The organism is Pseudomonas sp. COR18 (assembly GCF_048568395.1).
In the GTDB taxonomy this organism is placed as follows: domain Bacteria; phylum Pseudomonadota; class Gammaproteobacteria; order Pseudomonadales; family Pseudomonadaceae; genus Aquipseudomonas; species Aquipseudomonas fuscovaginae_B.
Window position 1 is genome coordinate 1135490 of record NZ_CP183808.1, and the last position, 22842, is coordinate 1158331.

At 63.9% G+C, this 22842-nt stretch carries 22 protein-coding genes; 13 read left to right on the forward strand and 9 right to left on the reverse strand.

Annotated elements, in window-relative coordinates; genetic code table 11:
• Nucleotides 1-141 precede the first annotated feature (141 nt).
• The 4 genes from ACM62G_RS05355 to ACM62G_RS05370 all read left to right on the forward strand — a co-directional run bounded on the left by ACM62G_RS05355 (nucleotide 142) and on the right by ACM62G_RS05370 (nucleotide 4209).
• On the forward strand, nucleotides 142-1152 hold the full coding sequence (locus ACM62G_RS05355; RefSeq protein WP_054061036.1) for an ornithine carbamoyltransferase: 1011 nt from the start codon (nucleotides 142-144) through the stop codon (nucleotides 1150-1152).
• 108 nt (nucleotides 1153-1260) lie between these two features.
• A complete protein-coding gene (gene arcC, locus ACM62G_RS05360; protein WP_054061037.1) occupies nucleotides 1261-2190 on the forward strand; it encodes a carbamate kinase in 930 nt (309 codons plus the stop codon).
• Nucleotides 2191-2247: 57 nt separating this feature from the next.
• A complete protein-coding gene (locus ACM62G_RS05365) occupies nucleotides 2248-2607 on the forward strand; it encodes a DUF5064 family protein (protein ID WP_054061038.1) in 360 nt (119 codons plus the stop codon).
• A 93-nt stretch (nucleotides 2608-2700) separates the two neighbouring features.
• Nucleotides 2701-4209: a sigma-54-dependent transcriptional regulator gene (locus ACM62G_RS05370; RefSeq protein WP_054061039.1), complete on the forward strand. Its 1509-nt coding sequence runs from the start codon at nucleotides 2701-2703 to the stop codon at nucleotides 4207-4209.
• A 238-nt stretch (nucleotides 4210-4447) separates the two neighbouring features.
• Here ACM62G_RS05370 and ACM62G_RS05375 read toward each other — a convergent pair whose 3' ends face one another.
• Entirely contained in the window at nucleotides 4448-4606 is a 159-nt protein-coding gene (locus tag ACM62G_RS05375; protein WP_273819477.1) for a hypothetical protein, read from the reverse strand.
• On the opposite strand from ACM62G_RS05375, the gene gcvH reads away from it, so the two are divergent.
• The 6 genes from gcvH to ACM62G_RS05405 all read left to right on the forward strand — a co-directional run bounded on the left by gcvH (nucleotide 4605) and on the right by ACM62G_RS05405 (nucleotide 11711).
• On the forward strand, nucleotides 4605-4982 hold the full coding sequence (gcvH, locus tag ACM62G_RS05380; RefSeq protein WP_273819476.1) for a glycine cleavage system protein GcvH: 378 nt from the start codon (nucleotides 4605-4607) through the stop codon (nucleotides 4980-4982). The two genes, ACM62G_RS05375 and gcvH, sit on opposite strands and share 2 nt — an antisense overlap.
• Before the next feature lie 9 nt (nucleotides 4983-4991).
• On the forward strand, nucleotides 4992-7841 hold the full coding sequence (gene gcvP / locus ACM62G_RS05385; RefSeq protein ID WP_419736812.1) for an aminomethyl-transferring glycine dehydrogenase: 2850 nt from the start codon (nucleotides 4992-4994) through the stop codon (nucleotides 7839-7841).
• Between the two features lie 91 nt (nucleotides 7842-7932).
• On the forward strand, nucleotides 7933-9309 hold the full coding sequence (locus ACM62G_RS05390; protein ID WP_419736813.1) for an L-serine ammonia-lyase: 1377 nt from the start codon (nucleotides 7933-7935) through the stop codon (nucleotides 9307-9309).
• Between the two features lie 49 nt (nucleotides 9310-9358).
• Nucleotides 9359-10483 carry a glycine cleavage system aminomethyltransferase GcvT gene (gene gcvT / locus ACM62G_RS05395; RefSeq protein WP_273819473.1) on the forward strand — a complete coding sequence of 375 codons (1125 nt, stop codon included), beginning with the start codon at nucleotides 9359-9361 and terminating at the stop codon, nucleotides 10481-10483.
• 389 nt (nucleotides 10484-10872) lie between these two features.
• Nucleotides 10873-11085: a cold-shock protein gene (locus tag ACM62G_RS05400; protein ID WP_017906209.1), complete on the forward strand. Its 213-nt coding sequence runs from the start codon at nucleotides 10873-10875 to the stop codon at nucleotides 11083-11085.
• A gap of 140 nt (nucleotides 11086-11225) precedes the next feature.
• Nucleotides 11226-11711 (forward strand): RDD family protein, encoded by a 486-nt coding sequence (locus tag ACM62G_RS05405; protein ID WP_054061045.1) that lies wholly within the window; start codon nucleotides 11226-11228, stop codon nucleotides 11709-11711.
• 77 nt (nucleotides 11712-11788) lie between these two features.
• On the opposite strand, the gene ACM62G_RS05410 is transcribed toward ACM62G_RS05405, so the two are convergent.
• The 4 genes from ACM62G_RS05410 to rpoE all read right to left on the reverse strand — a co-directional run bounded on the left by ACM62G_RS05410 (nucleotide 11789) and on the right by rpoE (nucleotide 15639).
• A complete protein-coding gene (locus ACM62G_RS05410) occupies nucleotides 11789-13219 on the reverse strand; it encodes a DegQ family serine endoprotease (RefSeq protein WP_419736814.1) in 1431 nt (476 codons plus the stop codon).
• Between the two features lie 245 nt (nucleotides 13220-13464).
• Nucleotides 13465-14427 carry a MucB/RseB C-terminal domain-containing protein gene (locus ACM62G_RS05415; RefSeq protein ID WP_419736815.1) on the reverse strand — a complete coding sequence of 321 codons (963 nt, stop codon included), beginning with the start codon at nucleotides 14425-14427 and terminating at the stop codon, nucleotides 13465-13467.
• Nucleotides 14428-14435: 8 nt separating this feature from the next.
• Nucleotides 14436-15026 carry a sigma-E factor negative regulatory protein gene (locus tag ACM62G_RS05420; RefSeq protein ID WP_017906213.1) on the reverse strand — a complete coding sequence of 197 codons (591 nt, stop codon included), beginning with the start codon at nucleotides 15024-15026 and terminating at the stop codon, nucleotides 14436-14438.
• A gap of 31 nt (nucleotides 15027-15057) precedes the next feature.
• Entirely contained in the window at nucleotides 15058-15639 is a 582-nt protein-coding gene (gene rpoE / locus ACM62G_RS05425; RefSeq protein WP_010452874.1) for an RNA polymerase sigma factor RpoE, read from the reverse strand.
• Nucleotides 15640-16202: 563 nt separating this feature from the next.
• On the opposite strand from rpoE, the gene nadB reads away from it, so the two are divergent.
• Complete coding sequence (gene nadB, locus ACM62G_RS05430) at nucleotides 16203-17819, forward strand: L-aspartate oxidase (protein ID WP_419736816.1); 1617 nt, start codon at nucleotides 16203-16205, stop codon at nucleotides 17817-17819.
• Here the strand turns inward: nadB and ACM62G_RS05435 are convergent.
• Both ACM62G_RS05435 and ACM62G_RS05440 read right to left on the reverse strand, forming a co-directional pair.
• Nucleotides 17788-18240: a protein YgfX gene (locus ACM62G_RS05435; RefSeq protein ID WP_419736817.1), complete on the reverse strand. Its 453-nt coding sequence runs from the start codon at nucleotides 18238-18240 to the stop codon at nucleotides 17788-17790. The two genes, nadB and ACM62G_RS05435, sit on opposite strands and share 32 nt — an antisense overlap.
• On the reverse strand, nucleotides 18224-18478 hold the full coding sequence (locus ACM62G_RS05440) for a succinate dehydrogenase assembly factor 2 (protein ID WP_054061051.1): 255 nt from the start codon (nucleotides 18476-18478) through the stop codon (nucleotides 18224-18226). Before ACM62G_RS05440 ends, ACM62G_RS05435 begins: the two co-directional genes overlap by 17 nt.
• A 151-nt stretch (nucleotides 18479-18629) precedes the next feature.
• On the opposite strand from ACM62G_RS05440, the gene ACM62G_RS05445 reads away from it, so the two are divergent.
• Entirely contained in the window at nucleotides 18630-19571 is a 942-nt protein-coding gene (locus ACM62G_RS05445) for a YgfZ/GcvT domain-containing protein (RefSeq protein ID WP_419736818.1), read from the forward strand.
• Nucleotides 19572-19594: 23 nt separating this feature from the next.
• A complete protein-coding gene (locus ACM62G_RS05450; protein WP_273819466.1) occupies nucleotides 19595-20416 on the forward strand; it encodes an HDOD domain-containing protein in 822 nt (273 codons plus the stop codon).
• A 58-nt stretch (nucleotides 20417-20474) separates the two neighbouring features.
• On the opposite strand, the gene ACM62G_RS05455 is transcribed toward ACM62G_RS05450, so the two are convergent.
• Both ACM62G_RS05455 and ACM62G_RS05460 read right to left on the reverse strand, forming a co-directional pair.
• A complete protein-coding gene (locus tag ACM62G_RS05455) occupies nucleotides 20475-21860 on the reverse strand; it encodes a sensor histidine kinase (protein WP_054061054.1) in 1386 nt (461 codons plus the stop codon).
• Nucleotides 21853-22524, reverse strand: coding sequence for a response regulator (locus tag ACM62G_RS05460; RefSeq protein ID WP_017906220.1), 672 nt, complete (start codon nucleotides 22522-22524; stop codon nucleotides 21853-21855). The genes ACM62G_RS05455 and ACM62G_RS05460 overlap by 8 nt, the downstream gene beginning before the upstream one ends.
• Between the last annotated feature and the right edge of the window lie 318 nt (nucleotides 22525-22842).

Consider the following 22842-nt stretch of genomic DNA (forward strand, 5'->3'; position numbering starts at 1 on the left):
CTGTAGGAGCCGGGCTTGCCCGCGAATAGGCCCTCAAGTCTGGCGTCGCCCATACAGACGCCTTCGCGGGCAAGCCCGGCTCCTACAAGGGCGGGCAAGACCGAACCATCGCGGTGACAACCGCTATCGAGGAGATCCACCATGGCTTTCAACATGCGCAACCGCAGCCTGCTGAGCTTGATGCACCACACCAACCGCGAGCTGCACTACCTGCTCGACCTGTCCCGCGACCTCAAGCGTGCCAAGTACACCGGCACCGAGCGGCCGCACCTCAAGGGCAAGAACATCGCGCTGATCTTCGAGAAGACCTCGACCCGCACCCGCTGTGCCTTCGAGGTCGCGGCCCATGACCAGGGCGCCCACGTCACCTACATCGACCCGGTGTCATCGCAGATCGGCCACAAGGAAAGCATGAAGGATACGGCCCGCGTCCTCGGACGGATGTTCGACGCCATCGAGTACCGCGGCTTCGAACAGGAGATCGTCGAGGAACTGGCCCGGTTCGCCGGCGTGCCGGTGTTCAACGGCCTGACCGCCGAGTTCCACCCGACCCAGATGATCGCCGACGTGCTGACCATGCGCGAGCACAGCGACAAGCCACTGCATGACATCAGCTACGCCTACCTGGGCGATGCCCGCTACAACATGGGCAACTCACTGCTGATGATCGGCGCCAAGCTCGGCATGGACGTGCGAATCGCCGCACCGAAGGCGCTGTGGCCCCATGCCGACTTCATCGCCCAGTGCCAGGCGTTCGCCGAGGACAGCGGCGCACGCATCACCCTCACCGAGGACCCCGTGGCGGCGGTCAAGGGCGTGGATTTCATCCACACCGACGTGTGGGTCTCCATGGGCGAGCCGGTGGAGGCCTGGGATGAACGCATCGAGCAGTTGCTGCCGTACCAGGTCAACAGCCGGCTGATGAAGGCCGCAGGCAATCCACGGGTCAAATTCATGCACTGCCTGCCGGCGTTCCACAACAGCGAGACCAAGGTCGGCAAGGACATCGCCGCCCGTTACCCGCACCTGGCCAATGGCGTGGAGGTCACCGAGGAGGTGTTCGAGTCGCCAGCCAACATCGCCTTCGAACAGGCGGAAAACCGCATGCACACCATCAAGGCGATCCTGGTGGCGGCGTTGGCGGATATCTGACCCTGCAGGAGCGGGCTTGTCGGGACGCCGCACCGCCGCGAAGCCCTTGGCGGCCAAGCCCACTCCCCCCAAAAACCGGCCACACGACTCTCAAAGAAGGACTGCACCATGCGTATCGTCGTAGCCTTGGGCGGCAACGCCCTTCTGCGCCGTGGTGAACCCATGACCGCGGACAACCAACGCGCCAACATCCGTATCGCTGCCGAACAGATCGCGAAAATCCACCCTGGCAACCAACTGGTGATCGCCCACGGTAACGGGCCGCAGGTCGGTCTGCTGTCATTGCAGGCGGCCGCCTACACCCAGGTTTCGCCCTACCCGCTGGATGTCCTCGGCGCGGAAACCGAGGGCATGATCGGCTACATCATCGAACAGGAACTGGGCAACCTGCTGGATTTCGAGGTGCCCTTCGCCACCCTGCTGACCCAGGTCGAGGTCGACCCCGGCGACCCGGCCTTCCAGCAGCCGAGCAAACCCATCGGCCCGGTCTATACCAGGGAAGAGGCCGAACGGCTGGCCGCGGAAAAAGGCTGGAGCATCGCCCCCGACGGCGACCGGTTCCGCCGGGTGGTCGCCAGCCCGAAACCCAAGCGCATCTTCGAGATCCGTCCGATCAAGTGGCTGCTGGAAAACGGCAGCATCGTGATCTGCGCCGGCGGCGGCGGGATTCCGACGATGTACGACGAAAACCGCAAGCTGCAAGGCATCGAGGCGGTGATCGACAAGGACCTGTGTTCGGCGCTGCTGGCCCGGCAGTTGGAATGCGACCTGCTGGTGATCGCCACCGACGTCAGCGCGGCCTTCGTCGACTGGGGCAAGCCGACCCGGAAGGCGATCGCCCAGGCGCACCCCGACGACCTGGAAAAACTCGGCTTCGCCGCCGGCTCCATGGGCCCGAAAGTCGAGGCCGCCTGCGAGTTCGCCCGGCAGACCGGCAAGGTTGCGGTGATCGGCTCGCTGGCGGATATCGAGGCTATCGTCCAAGGTAAAGCGGGCACCCGGGTCAGTACCGCCCAACCCGGCATCGTCTATTCATGAGAACCTTCGGGGCAGGCCATGGTCTGCCCTACTCACGCCTTGTAAGGAGACATCACCATGGCCAAGTTCGAGCCCGGTCACCTGCATATCGAGCGACACGCGCTGAACAGGGATGACTTCAGCTACAACCTGTGCATCGACTACGAACTCGCCCAGGATCCGCGCGAGGGCCAGGGCATGCAGTTCCGGCTGCACGGCACCATCGAGGACAAGCCGCTCGACGAGTCGTTCTTCCTGGCCAAGGACCAGGCCTTCGACTTCGCCCGCCACGCCACCCGCCTCGCCCAGCAGCACGGCATGCCCAAGAGCGCCAACATCATCGCGCTGCACCGGTACTACGACGAGATGTTCGAGGATGTGCGCGCGCAACTGCATGTGAAGTCCGGCGATCCGATGAAGCCCGAACACCTCGAGTAGCCCGCGGCGGCTGGTGCGGAGCATTGCGCGTGGGAAGCCTGCGGCGGAGATGGCATAATTGCGCCCTTCTCGCCAGGAACCGTGTCCCGTCCCATGCGTATCCACGTCAGCTTCATCGACCGCGTCGGCATCACCCAGGAGGTCCTGGCACTGCTCGGTGGGCGCAACCTGAACCTGGATGCGGTGGAGATGGTACCACCCAACGTCTATATCGACGCACCAACCCTCAGCCCGCAAGTGCTGGAAGAGCTGCGCGATGCCCTGTTCAGTGTGCGTGGCGTTCAGGCGGTCACGGTGGTGGACATCCTGCCCGGACAACGCCGGCACCTGCAGCTCGACGCCCTGCTCGCGGCCATGACCGATCCGGTGCTGGCGCTGGACAGCCAGGGCGTGGTGCTGCTGGCCAACCCGGCCATGGTCGCCCTGTACGGCCGCGAGCCGGCGGGTGAAAGCGTCGCCGGGCTGTTCGCCGACCCCGGCCTGCTGGATGCCCTGCTGGAGAACGGCTTTCGCCTGCCGCTGCGGGAAATCACCGTCAATGGCCAGACGCTGCTGCTCGATGCCACGCCGATCACCGATGCCGGCGCCCTGCTGACGCTGTACCAGCCCAGCCGGATCGGTGAACGCCTGTCCGCGCTGCATCACGATCATGCCGAAGGCTTCGACTCGCTGCTCGGCGAGTCGGCGCCGATCCGTACCCTCAAGGCCCGGGCCCAGCGGGTTGCGGCCCTCGATGCGCCACTGCTGATCCAGGGCGAAACCGGCACCGGCAAGGAACTGGTGGCCCGTGCCTGCCATGCCATCAGCGCCCGCCATGGTGCGCCGTTTCTCGCCCTGAACTGTGCGGCACTCCCGGAAAGCCTCGCCGAGAGCGAACTGTTCGGCTATGCCCCCGGCGCCTTCACCGGCGCCCAGCGCGGCGGCAAGCCGGGGCTGATGGAACTGGCCAACCAGGGCACGGTATTTCTCGACGAAATCGGCGAGATGTCGCCGTACCTGCAGGCCAAGCTGCTGCGTTTTCTCAATGACGGCAGCTTTCGCCGGGTGGGGGGCGATCGCGAGATCAAGGTCAATGTGCGGATCATCAGCGCCACCCACCGCGACCTGGAGAAGATGGTCAGCGAAGGCAACTTCCGCGAAGACCTGTTCTACCGCCTCAACGTCCTCAACGTCGAAGTGCCGCCGCTGCGCGAACGCGGCCAGGACATCCTGCTGCTGGCGCGCTACTTCATGCAGCAGGCCTGCACGCAGATCCAGCGCCCGGTGTGCCGGCTCGCCCCCGGCACCTACCCGGCGCTGCTGGGCAACCGCTGGCCGGGCAACGTCCGCCAGTTGCAGAACGTGATCTTCCGCGCGGCGGCGATCTGTGAGGGCAGCCTGGTGGATATCGGCGACCTGGACATCGCCGGCACCTCCGTGGCGCGCGAGAGCGACGGCGAAATCGAAAGCCTGGAACAGGCGGTCGAGGATTTCGAGCGCAACCTGCTGGAAAAGCTCTACGCCCAATACCCATCGACCCGCCAGTTGGCCAACCGCCTGCAGACCTCCCACACGGCGATTGCCCATCGCCTGCGCAAGTACGGGATCCCCGGCAAGCCCTGAACCGCCACCCTGTCCCTGGCTGCAAACCGACCTGCGGGGTACACCAGCAGGCGGCCAGCGGCCGACCTCCGGGGACAACCATCCCCTGCGACCACTCCAGAAGCGACACTCATCTGTACTGAAAGCGATACAGTGGAACGTTTTCGCTACAACGACTGCCCTCCCCATTCTGACAAGACTTTGATCCCGTTGCGCTTTTTTCGGCCGCCCAGACTGTAGCGATTTCACTACAGCCAATTCACGGCAACTGCGCCGAAACCTGCGCCAAACCCTTGATTTTCAAGCTCCTCACCCGATTGGCCGCAAATTTGCTAAGGGAGTCCCATTCAAGCGGGGCGAAGTCCTCGCCTTCAATAGCGTCCACCAGACGAATCTGGCCCTTGAGGAGTGTTTCCATGACCGAGTTGCGTTTTACCGAAGACCACGAGTGGCTGCGTACCGAAGCCGATGGCAGCGTAACGGTCGGGATCACGGCGTTCGCCCAGAACGCCCTCGGTGATGTCGTATTCGTCCAGTTGCCGGAACTGCAGGCCTACGACAAGGGCGCCGAAGCCGCCACCGTGGAATCGGTCAAGGCCGCCAGCGGCGTGTACATGCCTCTGGACGGGGAAGTGCTGGAGGTCAACCCGGCACTGGAAGACAGCCCGGAACTGGTCAACGAAGACCCGCTGGGCGAAGGCTGGTTCTTCCGCTTCAAACCCGCCGATGCCGCCGCTGTCGGCCAACTGCTGGATCAGGCCGCCTACGACCGCCTGATCGAAGCCCAGGCCTGAGGAACCACCATGACCATCAACCTCGGCACCGCCAACGAATTCATCGCCCGTCACATCGGCCCACGCCAGGATGACGAACGCGCCATGCTCGCCACCCTCGGTTTCGACTCCCTGGAAGCCCTGACTGCCAGCGTGATTCCCGACAGCATCAAGGGCACCAGCGTCCTCGACCTGCCGGCCGGCCAGAGCGAAGCCGATGCCCTGGCATCGATCAAGGCCATCGCCGCACAGAACCAGTTGTTCAAGACCTACATCGGCCAGGGCTACTACAACTGTCACACGCCGGCGCCGATCCTGCGCAACCTGCTGGAGAACCCGGCCTGGTACACCGCCTACACCCCCTACCAGCCGGAAATTTCCCAGGGCCGCCTGGAAGCGCTGCTGAACTTCCAGACCCTGATCAGCGACCTCACCGGCCTGCCGATCGCCAACGCCTCGCTGCTCGACGAGGCCACCGCCGCCGCCGAAGCGATGACCTTCTGCAAGCGCCTGAGCAAGAACAAGGGCAGCCACGCCTTCTTCGCTTCCGTGCACTGCCATCCGCAGACCCTCGACGTGCTGCGCACCCGTGCCGAGCCGCTGGGCATCGAGGTGGTGGTCGGTGATGAACATGCACTGGGCGATGTCAGCAGCTTCTTCGGTGCACTGCTGCAATACCCGGCGAGCAACGGCGATCTGTTCGACTATCGCGAACTGACCGAACGCTTCCACGCCGCCAACGCCCTGGTCGCGGTCGCCGCCGACCTGCTGGCGCTGACACTTCTGACTCCGCCGGGCGAATTCGGTGCCGATGTCGCCATCGGCAGCGCCCAGCGCTTTGGTGTACCGCTGGGCTTCGGCGGCCCGCATGCGGCCTACTTCTCCACCCGTGATGCGTTCAAGCGCGACATGCCCGGCCGCCTGGTCGGTGTTTCGGTGGACCGTTTCGGCAAGCCGGCCCTGCGTCTGGCGATGCAGACCCGCGAGCAACACATCCGCCGCGAGAAGGCCACCAGCAACATCTGCACCGCCCAGGTGCTGCTGGCCAACATCGCCAGCATGTACGCCGTGTATCACGGTCCCAAGGGACTGAAGCAGATCGCCCGGCGTACCCACCGCCTGACCGCGATCCTGGCCAAGGGCCTGGCCGCGCTGGGCCTGGCCGTCGAGCAGAACAGCTTTTTCGACACCCTGACACTCAAGACCGGTGCCCAGACCGCGGCCTTGCTGGCCAAGGCCCGTGAGCAGCAGATCAACCTGCGGGTGGTCGACGGCGAGCGCCTGGGCCTGTCGCTGGACGAAACCTGCGACCAGGCCGATGTCGAAACCCTCTGGGCCCTGCTGGCCGAGGGCAAGGCGCTGCCGGACTTCGCCGCCCTCGCCGCCGCCGCCCAGGACAGTATCCCGGCAGCCCTGGTTCGCCAGTCGCCGATCCTCAGCCACCCGGTGTTCAACCGCTACCACTCGGAAACCGAGCTGATGCGCTACCTGCGCCGGCTGGCGGACAAGGACCTGGCCCTGGACCGCACCATGATCCCGCTGGGCTCGTGCACCATGAAGCTCAACGCCGCCAGCGAGATGATCCCGGTGACCTGGGCCGAGTTCGGTGCCCTGCACCCTTTCGCCCCGGCCGAACAGAGTGCCGGCTACCAGCAACTGACCGACGAACTGGAAGCGATGCTCTGCGCCGCCACCGGCTATGACGCGGTCTCCCTGCAGCCGAACGCCGGCTCCCAGGGCGAGTACGCCGGTCTGCTGGCGATCCGCGCCTACCATCAGAGCCGCGGCGAAGGCCGTCGCGATATCTGTCTGATCCCGTCGTCGGCCCACGGTACCAACCCGGCCACCGCCCACATGGCCGGCATGCGCGTGGTGGTCACCGCCTGCGATGCCCGTGGCAACGTCGATATCGAGGACCTGCGGGCCAAGGCCATCGAGCACCGCGAACACCTCGCCGCGCTGATGATCACCTACCCGTCGACCCATGGCGTGTTCGAGGAAGGCATCCGCGAAATCTGCGGCATCGTCCACGACAACGGCGGCCAGGTGTACATCGACGGTGCCAACATGAACGCGATGGTTGGCCTCTGCGCCCCCGGCAAGTTCGGCGGCGACGTCTCGCACCTGAACCTGCACAAGACCTTCTGCATCCCCCATGGCGGTGGTGGCCCGGGCGTCGGCCCGATCGGCGTGAAGTCGCACCTGGCGCCGTTCCTGCCCGGCCATGGCGTGATGGAGCGCAAGGAAGGCGCGGTCTGCGCGGCACCGTTCGGCAGCGCGAGCATTCTGCCGATCACCTGGATGTACATCCGCATGATGGGCGGCGAAGGTCTCAAGCGCGCCTCGCAACTGGCCATTCTCAATGCCAACTACATCTCCCGGCGCCTGGAAGAGCACTACCCGGTGCTGTACACCGGCAGCAACGGCCTGGTGGCCCACGAGTGCATCCTCGACCTGCGCCCGCTGAAGGACAGCAGCGGCATCAGCGTCGACGACGTCGCCAAGCGCCTGATCGACTTCGGTTTCCACGCCCCGACCATGTCGTTCCCGGTCGCCGGCACGCTGATGATCGAGCCGACCGAAAGTGAGTCCAGAGAAGAACTGGACCGCTTCTGCGACGCCATGATCCGCATCCGCGAGGAAATCCGCGCGGTGGAAAACGGCAGCCTGGACAAGGACGACAACCCGCTGAAGAACGCCCCGCACACCGCGGCGGAACTGGTCGGCGAGTGGGCGCACCCGTACAGCCGCGAACAGGCGGTTTACCCGGTGGCATCGCTGGTCGAAGGCAAGTACTGGCCGCCGGTCGGTCGCGTCGACAACGTGTTCGGCGACCGCAACCTGGTCTGCGCCTGTCCATCGATCGAGAACTACGCTTGATCACATGACTCACCCCCTGTGGGAGCCGGCTTGCTGGCTGCCACAGGGGACTGCGTCCTCGCCATAATAAGAACGACCCCGGAGAACCCACATGTCCCTGAGCGTGTTCGACCTGTTCAAGATCGGCATCGGTCCCTCCAGCTCCCACACCGTCGGACCGATGCGCGCCGCCGCACGTTTCGTCGAAGGCCTGCGTCGCGAGAACCTGCTGGAGCAGACCACTTGCGTCAAGGTTGAGCTGTACGGCTCGCTCGGCGCCACCGGCAAGGGCCACGGCAGCGACAAGGCCGTGCTGCTCGGGCTCGAGGGCGAGCATCCCGATACCGTCGATACCGAAACCGTCGCCGATCGTCTGCAAGCCATTCGTGGCAGCGGACGCCTGAAACTGCTCGGCGAACATTCCATCGAATTCAGCGAAAAACTTCACCTGGCGATGATCCGCAAACCGTTGGCCTATCACCCCAACGGCATGATCTTTCGCGCCTTCGACAGCGCCGGCATCCAGATCCGCAGCCGCGAGTACTACTCGGTCGGCGGCGGTTTCGTCGTCGACGAAGATGCCGCCGGTGCCGACCGCATCGTCGAGGACAGCACCCCGCTGACCTTTCCGTTCAAGAGCGCCAAGGAGCTGCTGGGCCACTGCAGCACCTACGGCCTGTCCATCAGCCAGGTCATGCTGACCAACGAAAGCGCCTGGCGGCCCGAGGCGGAAACCCGCGCCGGCCTGCTGAAGATCTGGCAGGTGATGCAGGACTGCGTCGCCGCCGGCTGTCGTAATGAAGGCATCCTCCAGGGCGGCCTCAAGGTCAAGCGTCGGGCGGCCGCACTGCACCGGCAGCTGTGCAAGAACCCGGAAGCGGCCCTGCGCGATGCGCTGTCGGTACTGGACTGGGTCAACCTCTACGCCCTGGCGGTCAACGAGGAAAACGCCAACGGCGGCCGGGTGGTCACCGCGCCGACCAACGGTGCGGCCGGGATCATCCCCGCCGTACTGCATTACTACATGCGTTTCATCCCCGGAGCCAACGAGGATGGCGTGGTGCGCTTCCTGCTCACCGCCGCCGCGATCGGCATCCTCTACAAGGAGAACGCCTCGATCTCCGGCGCCGAAGTCGGCTGCCAGGGCGAGGTCGGCGTGGCCTGCTCGATGGCCGCCGGCGCCCTCTGCGAGGTGCTCGGCGGCAGCGTGCAACAGGTCGAGAACGCCGCCGAAATCGGCATGGAGCACAACCTCGGGCTGACCTGCGACCCGATCGGCGGGCTGGTGCAGGTACCGTGCATCGAGCGCAACGCGATGGGTTCGGTCAAGGCCATCAATGCCGTGCGCATGGCCTTGCGCGGTGACGGGCAGCACTTCGTTTCCCTCGACAAGGTGATCCGCACCATGCGCCAGACCGGTGCCGACATGAAGAGCAAATACAAGGAGACCGCCCGTGGCGGTCTGGCCGTAAACATTATCGAATGCTGATCGGCGAGGCTGGCGCAAGCCGCCTTCCGACAATTTCCAGGAGTTGAAGATGTCCACCGAAAACCTGCTGAAAACCCCGCTGCACGCCCTGCACCTGCAACTCGGGGCACGCATGGTGCCGTTCGCCGGCTATGAAATGCCGGTGCAGTACCCGCTGGGCGTCCTCAAGGAACACCAGCACACCCGTGACCAGGCCGGGTTGTTCGATGTCTCGCACATGGGCCAGATCCGCCTGGTCGGCGCCGGGGCCGCCAAGGCCCTGGAAAGCCTGGTGCCGGTGGATATCGTCGACCTGCCGGTGGGCATGCAGCGCTATGCGATGTTCACCAACGAAAACGGCGGCATCCTCGACGACCTGATGGTCGCCAACCTGGGCAACGACGAGTTGTTCCTGGTGGTCAACGCTGCCTGCAAGGAACAGGACCTGGCCCACCTGCGCAAGCACCTGGGGCATCTGTGCGAGGTGCAGCCGCTGTTCGAGGAGCGCGCCCTGCTCGCCCTGCAAGGTCCCGCCGCCGTTACCGTGCTGGCGCGCCTGGCACCGGAAGTAACCCGGATGACCTTCATGCAGTTCACCCCATTGCGCCTGCTGGGTGTCGACTGCTACGTCAGCCGCTCCGGCTACACCGGTGAGGATGGCTTCGAGATTTCCGTGCCGGCGGCCAGCGCCGAGTGCCTGGCCCGCAGCCTGCTGGCCGAGACCGAGGTCGAGGCGATCGGCCTGGGCGCCCGCGATTCGCTGCGCCTGGAAGCCGGCCTGTGCCTCTACGGGCACGACATGAACGAGCAGATCACGCCGGTCGAGGCCAGTCTGCTCTGGGCCATCTCCAAGGCCCGGCGTGCCGATGGCGCCCGTGCCGGCGGCTTCCCCGGCGCCGAGCAGGTCTTCGCCCAACAGCAACAGGGGGTGCAGCGCAAGCGTGTTGGCCTGCTGCCCCAGGAGCGGACTCCCGTACGCGAAGGTGCGCAAATCGTCGACGAAGCCGGTACCGTGATCGGCACCGTGTGTAGCGGCGGCTTCGGCCCGACCCTTGGCGCCCCGCTGGCCATGGGCTACGTGGACAGCGCCCACTGCGCCCTGGATAGCCAGGTCTGGGCCATCGTACGGGGCAAGCGCATCCCGCTGAAAGTCAGCAAAATGCCGTTTGTCGCGCAACGTTACTATCGCGGTTGATACCAACAGTAACAACTAAAGGTAATGAAACTGTGCACTGGTTTGTAACGTCAGCGCCACAAACCAGTGCATATATTCACAAGTGAACTTGCCTTATAACGCTCGAACACAAGTGAATATTTGAATGTCAGGGATCTCCCCGCCAGAGCCCGCGAAAACTGCGGCAAACGGCCTCAAATCGCGGGATGGACGGGGGCTTGTTTTTTCTCCCACAGTTGGCGTAGAGTTTCCCTACTGTGTTTGCATGGGTCGCTTGGAATCGTGACCTGGGCAGTAGCTTTAAGTTCGCTACAACCCGTTCGACGTCTCTTACTTTCCTGCAACCCAGCCCAGTACTCTTTCCTGCGAAAGGGGCTGTCATTAATTTTTAGCGTCAAAGGAAATAAGAAATGTCCGAACGTAAGAGCGGTACCGTCAAGTGGTTTAACGACGAAAAGGGTTTTGGTTTTATCACTCCTGAGAGCGGTCCGGATCTGTTCGTCCACTTCCGCGCCATTCAGGGCAGCGGCTTCAAGAGCCTGAAAGAAGGCCAGAAAGTGACCTTCATCGCAGTACAGGGCCAGAAAGGCCTGCAGGCTGACGAAGTCATCGCAGAAAACTGAGTTCGGTTTTCACGCCTGAAAGCCCCTGATGGTGACATCAGGGGCTTTTTTATGTGTGCGGTTTGTGCATCAACCGCTGCAGGTCTGGTTTTATGGGGGTAGCTTCGTAAAATGGCCTTTTCCTCGAGAGAAAGCCCCCCATGACGAAGCACGTATTAAGCCCACAGGGTGACTTCCCCGCCGCCGGCCTGGGCCGTCGCCTGGCAGCGATGTTCTATGACGCCCTGCTGTGCACCGCCCTGCTGATCGTGACCGGCTTCATCTACAAGCTGGCGCAGATGGCAATCATCGGCGAGCAGCGCCTCAAGACCCTGGCCGACTCCGGCGCCCTGGACGGCGACCCCTTGTTCTCGACCGTGGTGTTCTGCGTACTGTTCGGCTTCTTCGCCAAATTCTGGACCTACAAGGGCCAGACCCTGGGCATGCAGGTGTGGGGCATTCGCGTACAGAACGCAGATGGTTCTGCCATCAGCCTCTGGCAGGCCCTGCTGCGCTTTCTCATCGCTATCGTTTCCATGCTCTTCGCTGGCCTGGGCTTCATCTGGGTACTGCTGGACAAGCAGAAACGCAGCTGGCACGACATCTATTCCGACAGTCGGCTGGTACGCATCCCCAAGCAGCGCTGAGGTTTTCCGCCCGCCCATGAAAAAGCCCGCCTCATTTCAAGGCGGGCTTTTCTACATCCAGTCACCAACCGGCTGGTTTACTCGGCCAGCTTGAAGGTGATGAAGCTCGCACGTCCCTGACGCAGGACACGCATCGACACCGAACGATTCTTCGGCAGGGCCTTGGCAATTTCGGTGAACTGCTTGGCATCGGTGATCGCCTGGTTGTTCAGGTGAGTGATCACATCGCCCGGCTGCAGGCCGATCAGCGCCGCAGGACCATCCTGGACTTCCTTGATGACCACGCCGCCCTTGACCAGGTCGTTGGCCTTCTTCTGCTCATCGCTCAGGTCGGAAACGGAAACGCCCAGACGGTTGCTGCTGCGCTCGGCACCGGCCGACTTGCCGCTGTCCATTTCCTTGCCTTCGTCCGGAATTGCCCCGACGGTCAACTCGATGGTCTTGCGCTGGCCTTCACGAACCACTTCCAGCTTGGCCTTCTCGCCCGCCTTCAGCGCACCGACCAGGTGCGGCAGGTCGGCGGACATCTCGATAGGCTGGCCGTTCATGCTGAGGATCACGTCACCCACCTGCAGACCACCCTTGGCCGCCGGGCCGTCATCCTGAACCTGGGCGACCAGGGCACCGGCCGGCTTGTCCAGGCCGAACGATTCGGCCAGGTCCTTGTTGACCTCCTGGATGACCACGCCCAGCCAGCCCCGGCTGACCTTGCCACCGGCTTTCAACTGGTTGGAAACGTCCATGGCCACGTCGATCGGGATGGCGAAGGAGACGCCCATGAAGCCACCGGAACGGGTATAGATCTGCGAGTTGATACCGACCACTTCACCGTTGAGGTTGAACAGCGGACCACCGGAGTTGCCCGGGTTGATCGGCACGTCGGTCTGGATGAACGGTACATAGTTCTCGTTCGGCAGGCTGCGGCCCACGGCGCTGACGATACCCTGGGTCACGGTGTGGTCGAAGCCGAACGGCGAACCGATGGCGACGACCCACTGGCCAGGTTTCAGGTCCTTGGACTTGCCGAGCTTGAGGGTCGGCAGGTTCTTGCCGTCGATCTTCAGCAGGGCCACGTCGGAACGCGGATCGGTGCCGACCAGCTTGGCCTTGAGCTCGCTACGGTCGGCCAGGCGCACGAGGATCTCGTCCGCATCGGCGACCACGTGGTTGTTGGTCAGGATATAGCCGTCATTGGAAATGATGAACCCCGAGCCCAGTGACTGGGCTTCACGCTGCCGACCGCCGCCGCCCCCTTTCGGGCCGCGCGGTTGCGGGAAGCCGCGGAAGAACTGCTGGATCTCCGGAGGCAGGCCTTCCAGCCCCTGGATATCCGAAACCTTGCGGTCCGGCAGCTTCTGGGTGGTACTGATGTTCACCACCGCCGGCGAGGCCTGCTCCACCAACTGGGTGAAATCGGGCAGCTCCGCGGCCTGGGCCGCCACCGCCTGCCCAAGAAGCAGGACCGTGGCGAAAATGGACAGATAGGATTTCAAGCTTGGTATCGACATACGGCTCCCGTGAATAACGAGCATGGTTAAGCGACAGGTACCATAAAACCCAAAGACGATTAAGCCTGGATTACGGACCGGGAACAACAAACAAGGCCAGGGCCGAGAGGGTCCTGACCTATAGGAAAATTCAGATTGGTTTGCAAGGGAAAATGATCACCAGACATTTCGGCATCTCGATCCCGCTGCCAGACAGCGTGCAGGTGGGCGCAGGATCGAGGCGACAGACGTCATGGTTCAGTCTCTCACTGCCGGGCAGCCTGCGCATCGCCGGTGCGCATCGACAGGGCGATACGTTCGGCGGTCCCGATGGGAATTTCGCCGACTACCGTAACCATGATCTCCCCGGTCGGCGTGGTCAGGCGCCGAGAGACGGCAACGGTCGGGCCGAGCTGGGTGCGGGTATCGGCGATGTTGGCGCCGTGGAGGGGCTCGAGGAACACCGAGAATCGCGCCAGGCCATCGTCATACATCAGGCTGCTGACCTGGGTTTTGGTCTGCGGATCGACACGCGCCGAACTGTTCACCAGCTCGAAACCCGGCGGTAGCCAATCGGAATGCCATTGCTGGGCCACCTTGCTGGCCTGGGCCTGGTTGCCGGCCTGGGTCACCGGCTTGCATTCGGCACCGCCCTGCAATTGGCTGTCCTGAGGGATATCGGTGGTATTGAGTTCGGTGAACTGGAAGCGTTCGAGCAACTGGCCCTTGTCGTTGATCAGCAAAGACTTCAGGGGCAAGCCGGTCTGGCGGTCCAGATGCAGTTCGAAGCCATAGCGATGCTGATCGCGAGGCGTCAGGGAGACGATCACCGCAGGGCGACCGGCGACGCGGGACTTGCCCACGATCGCGAGGTCATACCAGGACTTGAGTTTCTGTGGATCAAGCGCGCGGGCGTGGGCATCAGGCGATTGGCCGAGCCCCGCTACCAACGTGCCGCTGACGCATTCGGTGCGTCCATCGACCCGTACCACCTCTTGTGCCGACCCATCGAGCTGCAGCAGGCGTTCGCGAACCTGACCGTTCTGGACCAGATGCCAGATACTGTGGGTCGAGAAACTGCCATTGCGTTCGTAGACGAAGGTGCCCTGGAAGCTTTGCTGCTGCTCGGCTTGCCCAAGACGGCTCAGCCAGTCCTGGGCTTCGTCGGCCTGGGCGGCGAGAGCGAATCCACCGGCCAGGGCCAGCGTGAAAAGAGGTAGTACGCGCATGATCCTCCTTACTTGGCGGTTTCCAGGCTGGCTGCACGTGCGTAGGGCAGCGCGCTCTCGGTGCCTTTCAGGGCAGCTTGCTGGGCATGCTGGCGCAGGTAGCCTGGCAGACGCTGGTCCCAACCGGCCTGGCCTTGTTGCAGCACACCGTTGGCCATCGGCCCGGTAGGCTCGGAGCCTTCAGTATAGCCGGCCAATACCGCAGGGCCCTTCGCCGTTGGCGCGGCCAGACCCGGCTGATTGGATTGCTGGGCCAGTTGGGCGCCGGCAATCTCGTCCTGGTTGTAGAACCGCACGCCGGCCAGCACCGCCATGGTCACCGAAGCGGCCACCGCCAGGCGACCGAGGGTGCGCCACGGACCACGGGTGTTCCTGGCTGGCACATCTTCGCCAGCCAGCGCCGCCGATACAGCCGATGCGATATCCAGGCGCGGGTCCAACAGATCCTTGTGCATCACAGCCCGGGCAACCTGATAACGCGACCAGGTGGCACGAGTGTCGGCATCGTCGAGGGCATTGAGCACTCGACGCAATTCCAATTCGTCCGCTTCGTTATCCATCACCGCGGACAGCGATTCCTGCAGGGCTTCACGACTCATGACGGTTCCTCTCTTGGCTGTCGCCGCTGTCTCAGGTTTCCTGCAACAACGGTTGCAGGGCTTTATCGATGGCCTCCCGAGCGCGGAAAATCCGGGAGCGCACGGTGCCCACCGGACATTGCATGACGGCTGCAATGTCCTCATAACTCAGACCGTCGAATTCACGTAAAGTTAACGCTGTACGCAAATCTTCCGGCAGTTGCTGAATGGTTCGATGGACGGTGCCTTCGATCTCATCCCGGAGCAACGCGCGCTCCGGCGATTCGAGATCCTTGAGGCCATGATCGCCATCGTAGAACTCGGCATCTTCGGAACTCACATCGCTGTCTGGAGGCCTGCGACCGCGGGACACCAGATAGTTTTTCGCCGTGTTGATGGCGATGCGGTACAGCCAGGTATAGAACGCACTGTCACCGCGAAAATTTCCCAGCGCACGGTAGGCTTTGATAAACGCTTCCTGTGCCACATCCTGGGCTTCATGGGTGTCGTGCACAAAGCGCACGATCAACCCGAGAATTTTGTGCTGGTATTTCAGCACTAGCAGATCGAAAGCCCGCCGATCGCCGCGTTGCACGCGTTCGACCAGCTGCTGATCCTCTTCCTGGGTTAGCATGAATGCTCCTCATTGGACTTGAAGGAGGCTGCCATTGCTAATCGATCAGGCTTGCAAACATAGACTCGGACTGTCGGCAAAAGTTCTCCCCCTTCAAGCAAGTTTCCTGCGACCCTTCAAACGGGCCCACACGAAAAACGCAGCACGGCCCTGGCCGGCTGCGTGAATGATCTTGTCGTCGAATCCGCTGGCGTATCCTTCGTCAGGCTACGCAGACAACCGACGCTGTCCCCTTCTCTCTGGCACCTGCCTATGGAGCCCGGGGCGTCTTAAAAGTTCCCGGACACCCCAGCAAGTAATAGCATTGTGCCGTTCCCTCGGGCAAAGGCGGCATGAGCCTCGTTATAGCCGAAAAATCATCGTCTTACCGTGCAAAACCATATGCACGAGAGCCCGGAGTGGCGCACACTTCCCGCCCGCAGTAATTTCACAATGCCACGAAGGCCCGGCTATTGTGCCGATCCCCCCAGCAGTTACCAGTGGGCCGTGTGGCGAGTTCCGAGCCCTGACTTGACCGGGCCCAACGCACCGTTGACCCGGTGCTTATTTTCGGATTGATTGAGATGAGCCAACATTTTCAACACGATGTGCTGGTGATTGGCAGCGGTGCCGCCGGCCTGAGCCTGGCGCTGACCCTGCCGGGCCATCTGCGCATCGCCGTGCTGAGCAAGGGCGACCTGGCCAACGGTTCGACCTTCTGGGCCCAGGGAGGGGTCGCGGCGGTACTGGACGATACCGACACGGTGCAATCCCATGTCGAGGATACCCTCAACGCCGGCGGCGGCCTGTGCCATGAGGACGCGGTGCGTTTCACCGTCGAGCACAGCCGCGAGGCCATTCAATGGCTGATCGACCAGGGAGTGCCGTTCACCCGCGATGAAGAGGCCAATGTCGATGATGGCGGTTTCGAGTTCCACCTGACCCGCGAGGGCGGCCACAGCCATCGGCGCATCATCCATGCCGCCGACGCCACCGGCGCGGCGATCTTCAGGACCTTGCTGGAACAGGCCCGCCAGCGTCCGAACATCGAACTGCTGGAACAGCGCGTGGCCGTCGACCTGATCACCGAGAAACGCCTGGGCCTGGACGGCGAGCGTTGCCTGGGAGCCTACGTGCTCGATCGCGGCACCGGCGAGGTCGATACCTACGGTGCACGCTTCACCATTCTGGCCTCGGGCGGCGCGGCCAAGGTCTACCTCTATACCAGCAACCCCGACGGCGCCTGTGGCGACGGTATCGCCATGGCATGGCGCTCGGGCTGCCGGGTGGCGAACCTGGAGTTCAACCAGTTCCACCCCACCTGCCTGTATCACCCCCAGGCCAAGAGCTTCCTGATCACCGAGGCCCTGCGCGGCGAAGGTGCGCACCTCAAGCTGCCCAATGGCGAACGCTTCATGCCTCGCTTCGACCCCAGGGCGGAGCTTGCGCCACGGGATATCGTCGCCCGGGCCATCGACCACGAGATGAAGCGCCTGGGTATCGACTGCGTCTACCTGGACATCAGCCACAAGCCCGAAGCCTTCATCAAGGCGCACTTCCCGACGGTGTACGAGCGCTGCCTGGCGTTCTCCATCGACATCACCCGCCAGCCGATCCCGGTAGTGCCCGCCGCGCACTACACCTGTGGCGGCATCCTCGTCGACCAGCAGGGCCGCACCGACGTTCCCGGCCTGTATGCGATCGGCGAAACCAGCTTCACCGGCCTGCACGGCGCCAACCGCATGGCCAGCAACTCGCTGCTCGAATGTTTCGTCTATGCCCGCTCGGCCGCCGCCGACATCCTCCGGGAACTTCCGCAGGTCGCCCAGCCAGCGGCCCTGCCGACCTGGGACGCCAGCCAGGTGACCGACTCCGACGAGGACGTGATCATTGCCCACAACTGGGACGAGCTCCGGCGGTTCATGTGGGACTACGTGGGCATCGTACGCACCAACAAGCGCCTGCAGCGGGCCCAGCACCGGGTGCGCCTGCTGCTGGACGAGATCGACGAGTTCTACAGCAACTACAAGGTCAGTCGCGACCTGATCGAGCTGCGCAATCTGGCCCAGGTGGCCGAATTGATGATCCGCTCGGCCATGGAACGCAAGGAAAGCCGCGGCCTGCACTACACCCTCGACTACCCGGGCCAGTTGCCCGAGGCCCGAGACACTATCCTGGTGCCGCCCACCTACGCCGGCTGAACCTGAGCCGTACGCGCAGGCGCCGATGGTCATCGTGCGCCAGCGCGTCGCGAGGTACGCAGAGCGAGCGCGGCAGCCAATTCCCAGGCTGGCGGAAGCGCAGTACCACCAGCCAGGGCAAGGCCAGGCTGTCGCGGCACAACCGCACCGGCTGCCAGCCACCGGCCCGGCTCCACAACTGCCAGCCCTGCTCGTCCCGGCGCAGCCCGGTAAAAGCCGCAGAATGGCTCAGCAGGATCTGTCGCGGCAGCACCCAGGCCGCGTGCGACAGGCAGGCGAAAGCCCCGGACAGGCTTGCCCAGAGCGGAATATCCAGGAGGAACAACGACAGCAGCGCGAACCCGAGGGCCGCGAGATACGCCGCCAGCAGCAGCCGTGAAGCCCGCCAGCGGCATTCGAAGCGATTACTTGGGCTGAACACGATCCAGGATCATGCGCACCATGCGCTGCAGTTCCGGATCCGGCGACTCGGAACGCTCCATGAACCAGCCGAACATGTCCTGGTCCTCGCACTCGAGCAGATTGCGATAGCACGCGCGGTCGGCGTCATTCAGATGCGGGTACACCTCCTTGACGAACGGTACCAGCAGCACGTCCAGCTCCAGCATGCCGCGGCGGCTGTGCCAATAGAGGCGATTGAGTTCTACATCTTCGACCATGGAACGCTCCTCGAATTTGGCCGCAAGTATACAGGCCTGATCGACGTCGCACAGTCGGCTTTGGTCGGCATGAGCCGGCGTTTTGCGAACTATCCATTTCCAGGGCACCCCTCTATGATGTGTACCAGACTTTTTCATGCTGCGAAGACTCATGGCCGATTCCGCTTTTTTCTGCACCCTGTCCCACGAAGGCGTCCTCGCTGTCCGCGGCGCCGAAGCCAGCAAGTTCCTGCAAGGCCAGTTGACCTGCAACCTCAATTACCTCAGCGACAGCCATGCCAGCCTCGGCGCGCGCTGCACGCAAAAAGGCCGCATGCAATCGAGCTTCCGCATCCTGCTCGAAGGTGACGGAGCCTTGCTGGCCATGGCCGGCGAGCTGCTTGAGCCGCAACTGGCGGACCTGAAGAAGTACGCCGTGTTCTCCAAGGCCAGGCTCACCGACGAAAGCGCCGGCTGGGTCCGTTTCGGCCTCGGCGAAGCCGATACCTGCCTGGCCGGCCTGGGCCTGCCATTGCCCGCCGACAGCGACAGCGTAGTGCGTGCCGATGGCCTGATCGCCGTGCGTGTGTCGCCGGGTCGCAGCGAACTCTGGGCACCGGCGCAGCAGGCCGAAAGCGTGCGTGCCCGCTTGGCCAGCCAACTGCGTGAGGCCGATCTCAACACCTGGCTGCTCGGCCAGGTGCGTGCCGGCATCGGCCAGGTCATGCCACAGACCCGCGAACTGTTCATCCCGCAGATGCTCAACCTGCAGGCCGTTGGCGGCGTCAGTTTCAAGAAAGGCTGCTATACCGGCCAGGAAATCGTCGCGCGCATGCAGTACCTGGGCAAGCTCAAGCGTCGCCTGTACCGCCTGGCGCTGGACGGCGAACACCTGCCGCAACCGGGCAGCGAGCTGTTCTCACCGTCCCACAACAGCTCGGTCGGCGAAGTGGTGATCGCGGCCAGGGCCGAGGACAGCATCGAACTGCTGGCCGTCCTGCAGGCCGAAGCGGCCGAGGAAGGCACGGTCCACCTGGGCGATCTGCAAGGTCCGCTGTTGACACTGCTGGATCTGCCCTATCAACTGGACCGCGACCGCGAAATCCAGCGTTAACTGCACCGCTGTAGAGAGCACGAATGAACAAGCTGGCGGAAAAGGTCCAACAGGACTTGGTGGCGGCCATCGATAACGATGACCTGGTTCTGCCCACGCTGCCGGAGGTCGCCCTGAAGATTCGCGAGGCGGCCGAGGATCCGGAGATCAGCGTCAGTACCCTGAGCAAGGTGATCGGTGTCGACACCGCGCTGTCGGCGCGCCTGATCAAGGTGGTCAACAGCCCACTGCTGCGGGCCAGCCACGAAGTGACCGACCTGTATACCGCCATCACCCGACTGGGAGTGAACTACAGCAGCAACCTGGCGGTCGGCCTGGTGATGGAGCAGATCTTCCATGCCCGCTCCGAGGTGGTGGAACAGAAGATGCGTGAAGTCTGGCGCAAAAGCCTGGAAATTGCCGGTATCTGCTACGTACTGTGCCGCGATTTCACCCAACTCAAGCCGGACCAGGCGGCGCTCGGCGGGCTGGTGCACCAGATCGGCGTGCTGCCGATCCTCACCTATGCCGAGGATCATTACGAACTGCTGGCCGACCCGCTGAGCCTGGACCATGTGATCGAGAGCATCCACCCGATGCTGGGCGACAAGCTGCTGCGGGTGTGGGACTTCCCGGAGCGGCTGGTCAGGTTGCCGGGCCAGTACCTGGACCTGCGCCGGAACAGCGCGACCACCGACTATGTGGACCTGGTGCAGATCGCCACGGTGTTCTGCCACCAGGGCACGACACAGGCCTTTGCCCATATCGACCCGACCAGCCTGCCGGCCTTCCGGAAACTGCGGCTGGCCCCGGACAATGTGGCCTGGGTCGAACAGCTCAATGATGCACGGATGATGCTCAACTAGGGCCTTTTGGTGCTCCGTTCGCGGATGAGTCCGCAAACGGGCCACCGCAGGCACCCACTCAACCGGCGATAAAACTCACCCGCACCTTCAGCCCCCGCTGTTCGCCATCATGCAGGCTGATCTGCGCCAGGTGCGCCCGACAGATCTCGCCGACGATCGCCAGGCCCAGTCCCGACCCCACGCCCTGCTGGTTGCGCCGGTAGAAGCGCTCGAACACCCGGTCGCGCTCCTCCAGCGGAATACCCGGCCCATCGTCCTCCACCTCCAGCACCGCCGGAGCACTGACCCGCAGGATCACGTTGCCGCCGGCCGGGGTATGGGCCAGGGCGTTGTCCACCAGGTTGCTCAGCAGTTCATTGAGCAGGGTCGGTTCGCCACGCAGCCACACCGGCTCATCCGCCTCCAGCGCCAGCGCCACGCCTCGGGCATGGGCCAGGGGTGCCATGGCCATGCCCAGCTCCCGGGCCAGCTGGCTCAGGTCGAGCAACTGCGCACCGCCCTCGGCAATCGCCCGGGCGCCATTCTCTACCCGTGCCATCGACAGCAACTGATTGGCCAGATGGGTCAGGCGATCGGTGCCCTGGGCCGCCGTTTCCAGGGTACTGCGCCAGGTGTTGGCATCCGAGGCCCGCAGCCCCAGTTCCAGGCGTGCCTTCAGGGCCGCCAGGGGAGTACGCAGTTCATGGGCAGCATCGGCGATGAACTGTTCCTGGCGCTCGAACTGCCGGCGCAGACGCTCGGTGAAATGGTTGAGAGCACGGACCAGGGGCCATAACTCGCGCTGCACCTCGACCAGCGGCAGGGGCCGCAGGTCATCCGACTGACGCTCTTCCACCGCCGTACGCAAGCGCTCCAGCGGGCGCAGCGCGGCACTCACGGCGAACCACACCAGCAGCAGCGCGCCCCCCGCCAGCATGCCCAGGCGCAACAACGTGTCGGCCATCAGGCTACGGGCCATGTTGACCCGGGCCTCATCGGTCTCGGCCACCCGGATTTCCGCCATGCCATTCATGTTCGGCTCGCTGACCGCCTTGAGCAGGCTCACCACCCGTACCGGCTGGCCGCGGTACTGGGCATCGTAGAACCGCGCCAGGGCCGGGTAGTCGTCGGTACGCGGCGTGCCGGGCGGTGGCGGCGGGAGATTCTCGTAGCCGGAAATCGGTTGCTGGTGAATGTCGTTGACCTGGTAGTAGATCCGTCCGGCACTGTCGTAGGCGAAGGTGTCGAGGGCGACATAGGGCACATCGGCGCTGAGGGTCCCGTCGCGCTGCGACAGCCCGGCGGCGATGGTTCGTGCCGAGGCCAGCAGGGTTCGGTCATAGGCAGTGTCGGCAGCCTCGCGGCCGTTCCAGTAGGCACTCCAGCCACTGGCGAGCATCAGCACCACCAGCAACAGCGCGAGGTTCCACAACAAGCGCCAACGCAGGCTGCCCGGCTTATGCATCACGGGCTTCCAGCAGGTAGCCGAGGCCGCGGAAAGTGACAATGGCCACCGCATGGCCATCGAGTTTCTTGCGCAGGCGATGCACGTAGATCTCGATGGCATCGGCGCTGGCTTCCTCATCCAGGCCGAACACCTGGGACGCCAGTTGCTCCTTGCTCATCACCCGGCCCGGGCGGGCGACCAGGGCCTCGAGCACCGCCTGCTCGCGGGAAGTCAGGGTCAGCAACTGGTCACCGAGGGTGAAACGGCGGGTATCGAGGTCATAGACCAGTTCCCCGCAGCGCTGCTGTCGTTCGCCCCCCAGCACGCTGCGGCGCAACAGCGCCTTGACCCGCGCCTCCAGTTCCGTGAGTTCGAAGGGCTTGGCCAGGTAGTCGTCGGCTCCCAGGTTCAGGCCATGCACCCGATCCTTCACATCGCTGCGGGCGGTCAGCATCAGCACCGGAAGGTTCTTGCCACGTGCGCGCAACCGCGCCAGCACTTCGAAACCATCCATGCGCGGCAGGCCCACATCGAGGATCGCCGCCGCGTAGTCCTCGCTGCCCAGGGCCAGGTCCGCCGCCACCCCGTCATGCAGCACATCCACGGTCAACCCCGTACTCTTGAGCGCCTGGGCGACACTTTCGGCCAACTGCAGATGATCTTCGACCAAGAGTACACGCATGAATTTTCCACCTCTGACTGGGGCGGCCAAACGCCCTTCGAGCACGGAGTTTACCCAATAAACGTAGCGCCGCTAGCCGGCCAGGCCCATGTTTGTCGGGCCCTGGCGGATGAAAGGTTGGTGAAAGGTTCGCTCGTTACAGTCTTTTCACGGACAGTTGCGCCCAGCGCTGCCAACAGCCCACGGCTGTCCGAAAAATGGCAATGCCGAGAAAAACGCCACGATGCGTTTTCATCAAGAACAAGAACAATAACGGAGTCCGACACGATGCTGCCTCTACAGCTTCAGGCTTTCCCGCCTGCCCGTTTTTTTCGTTCC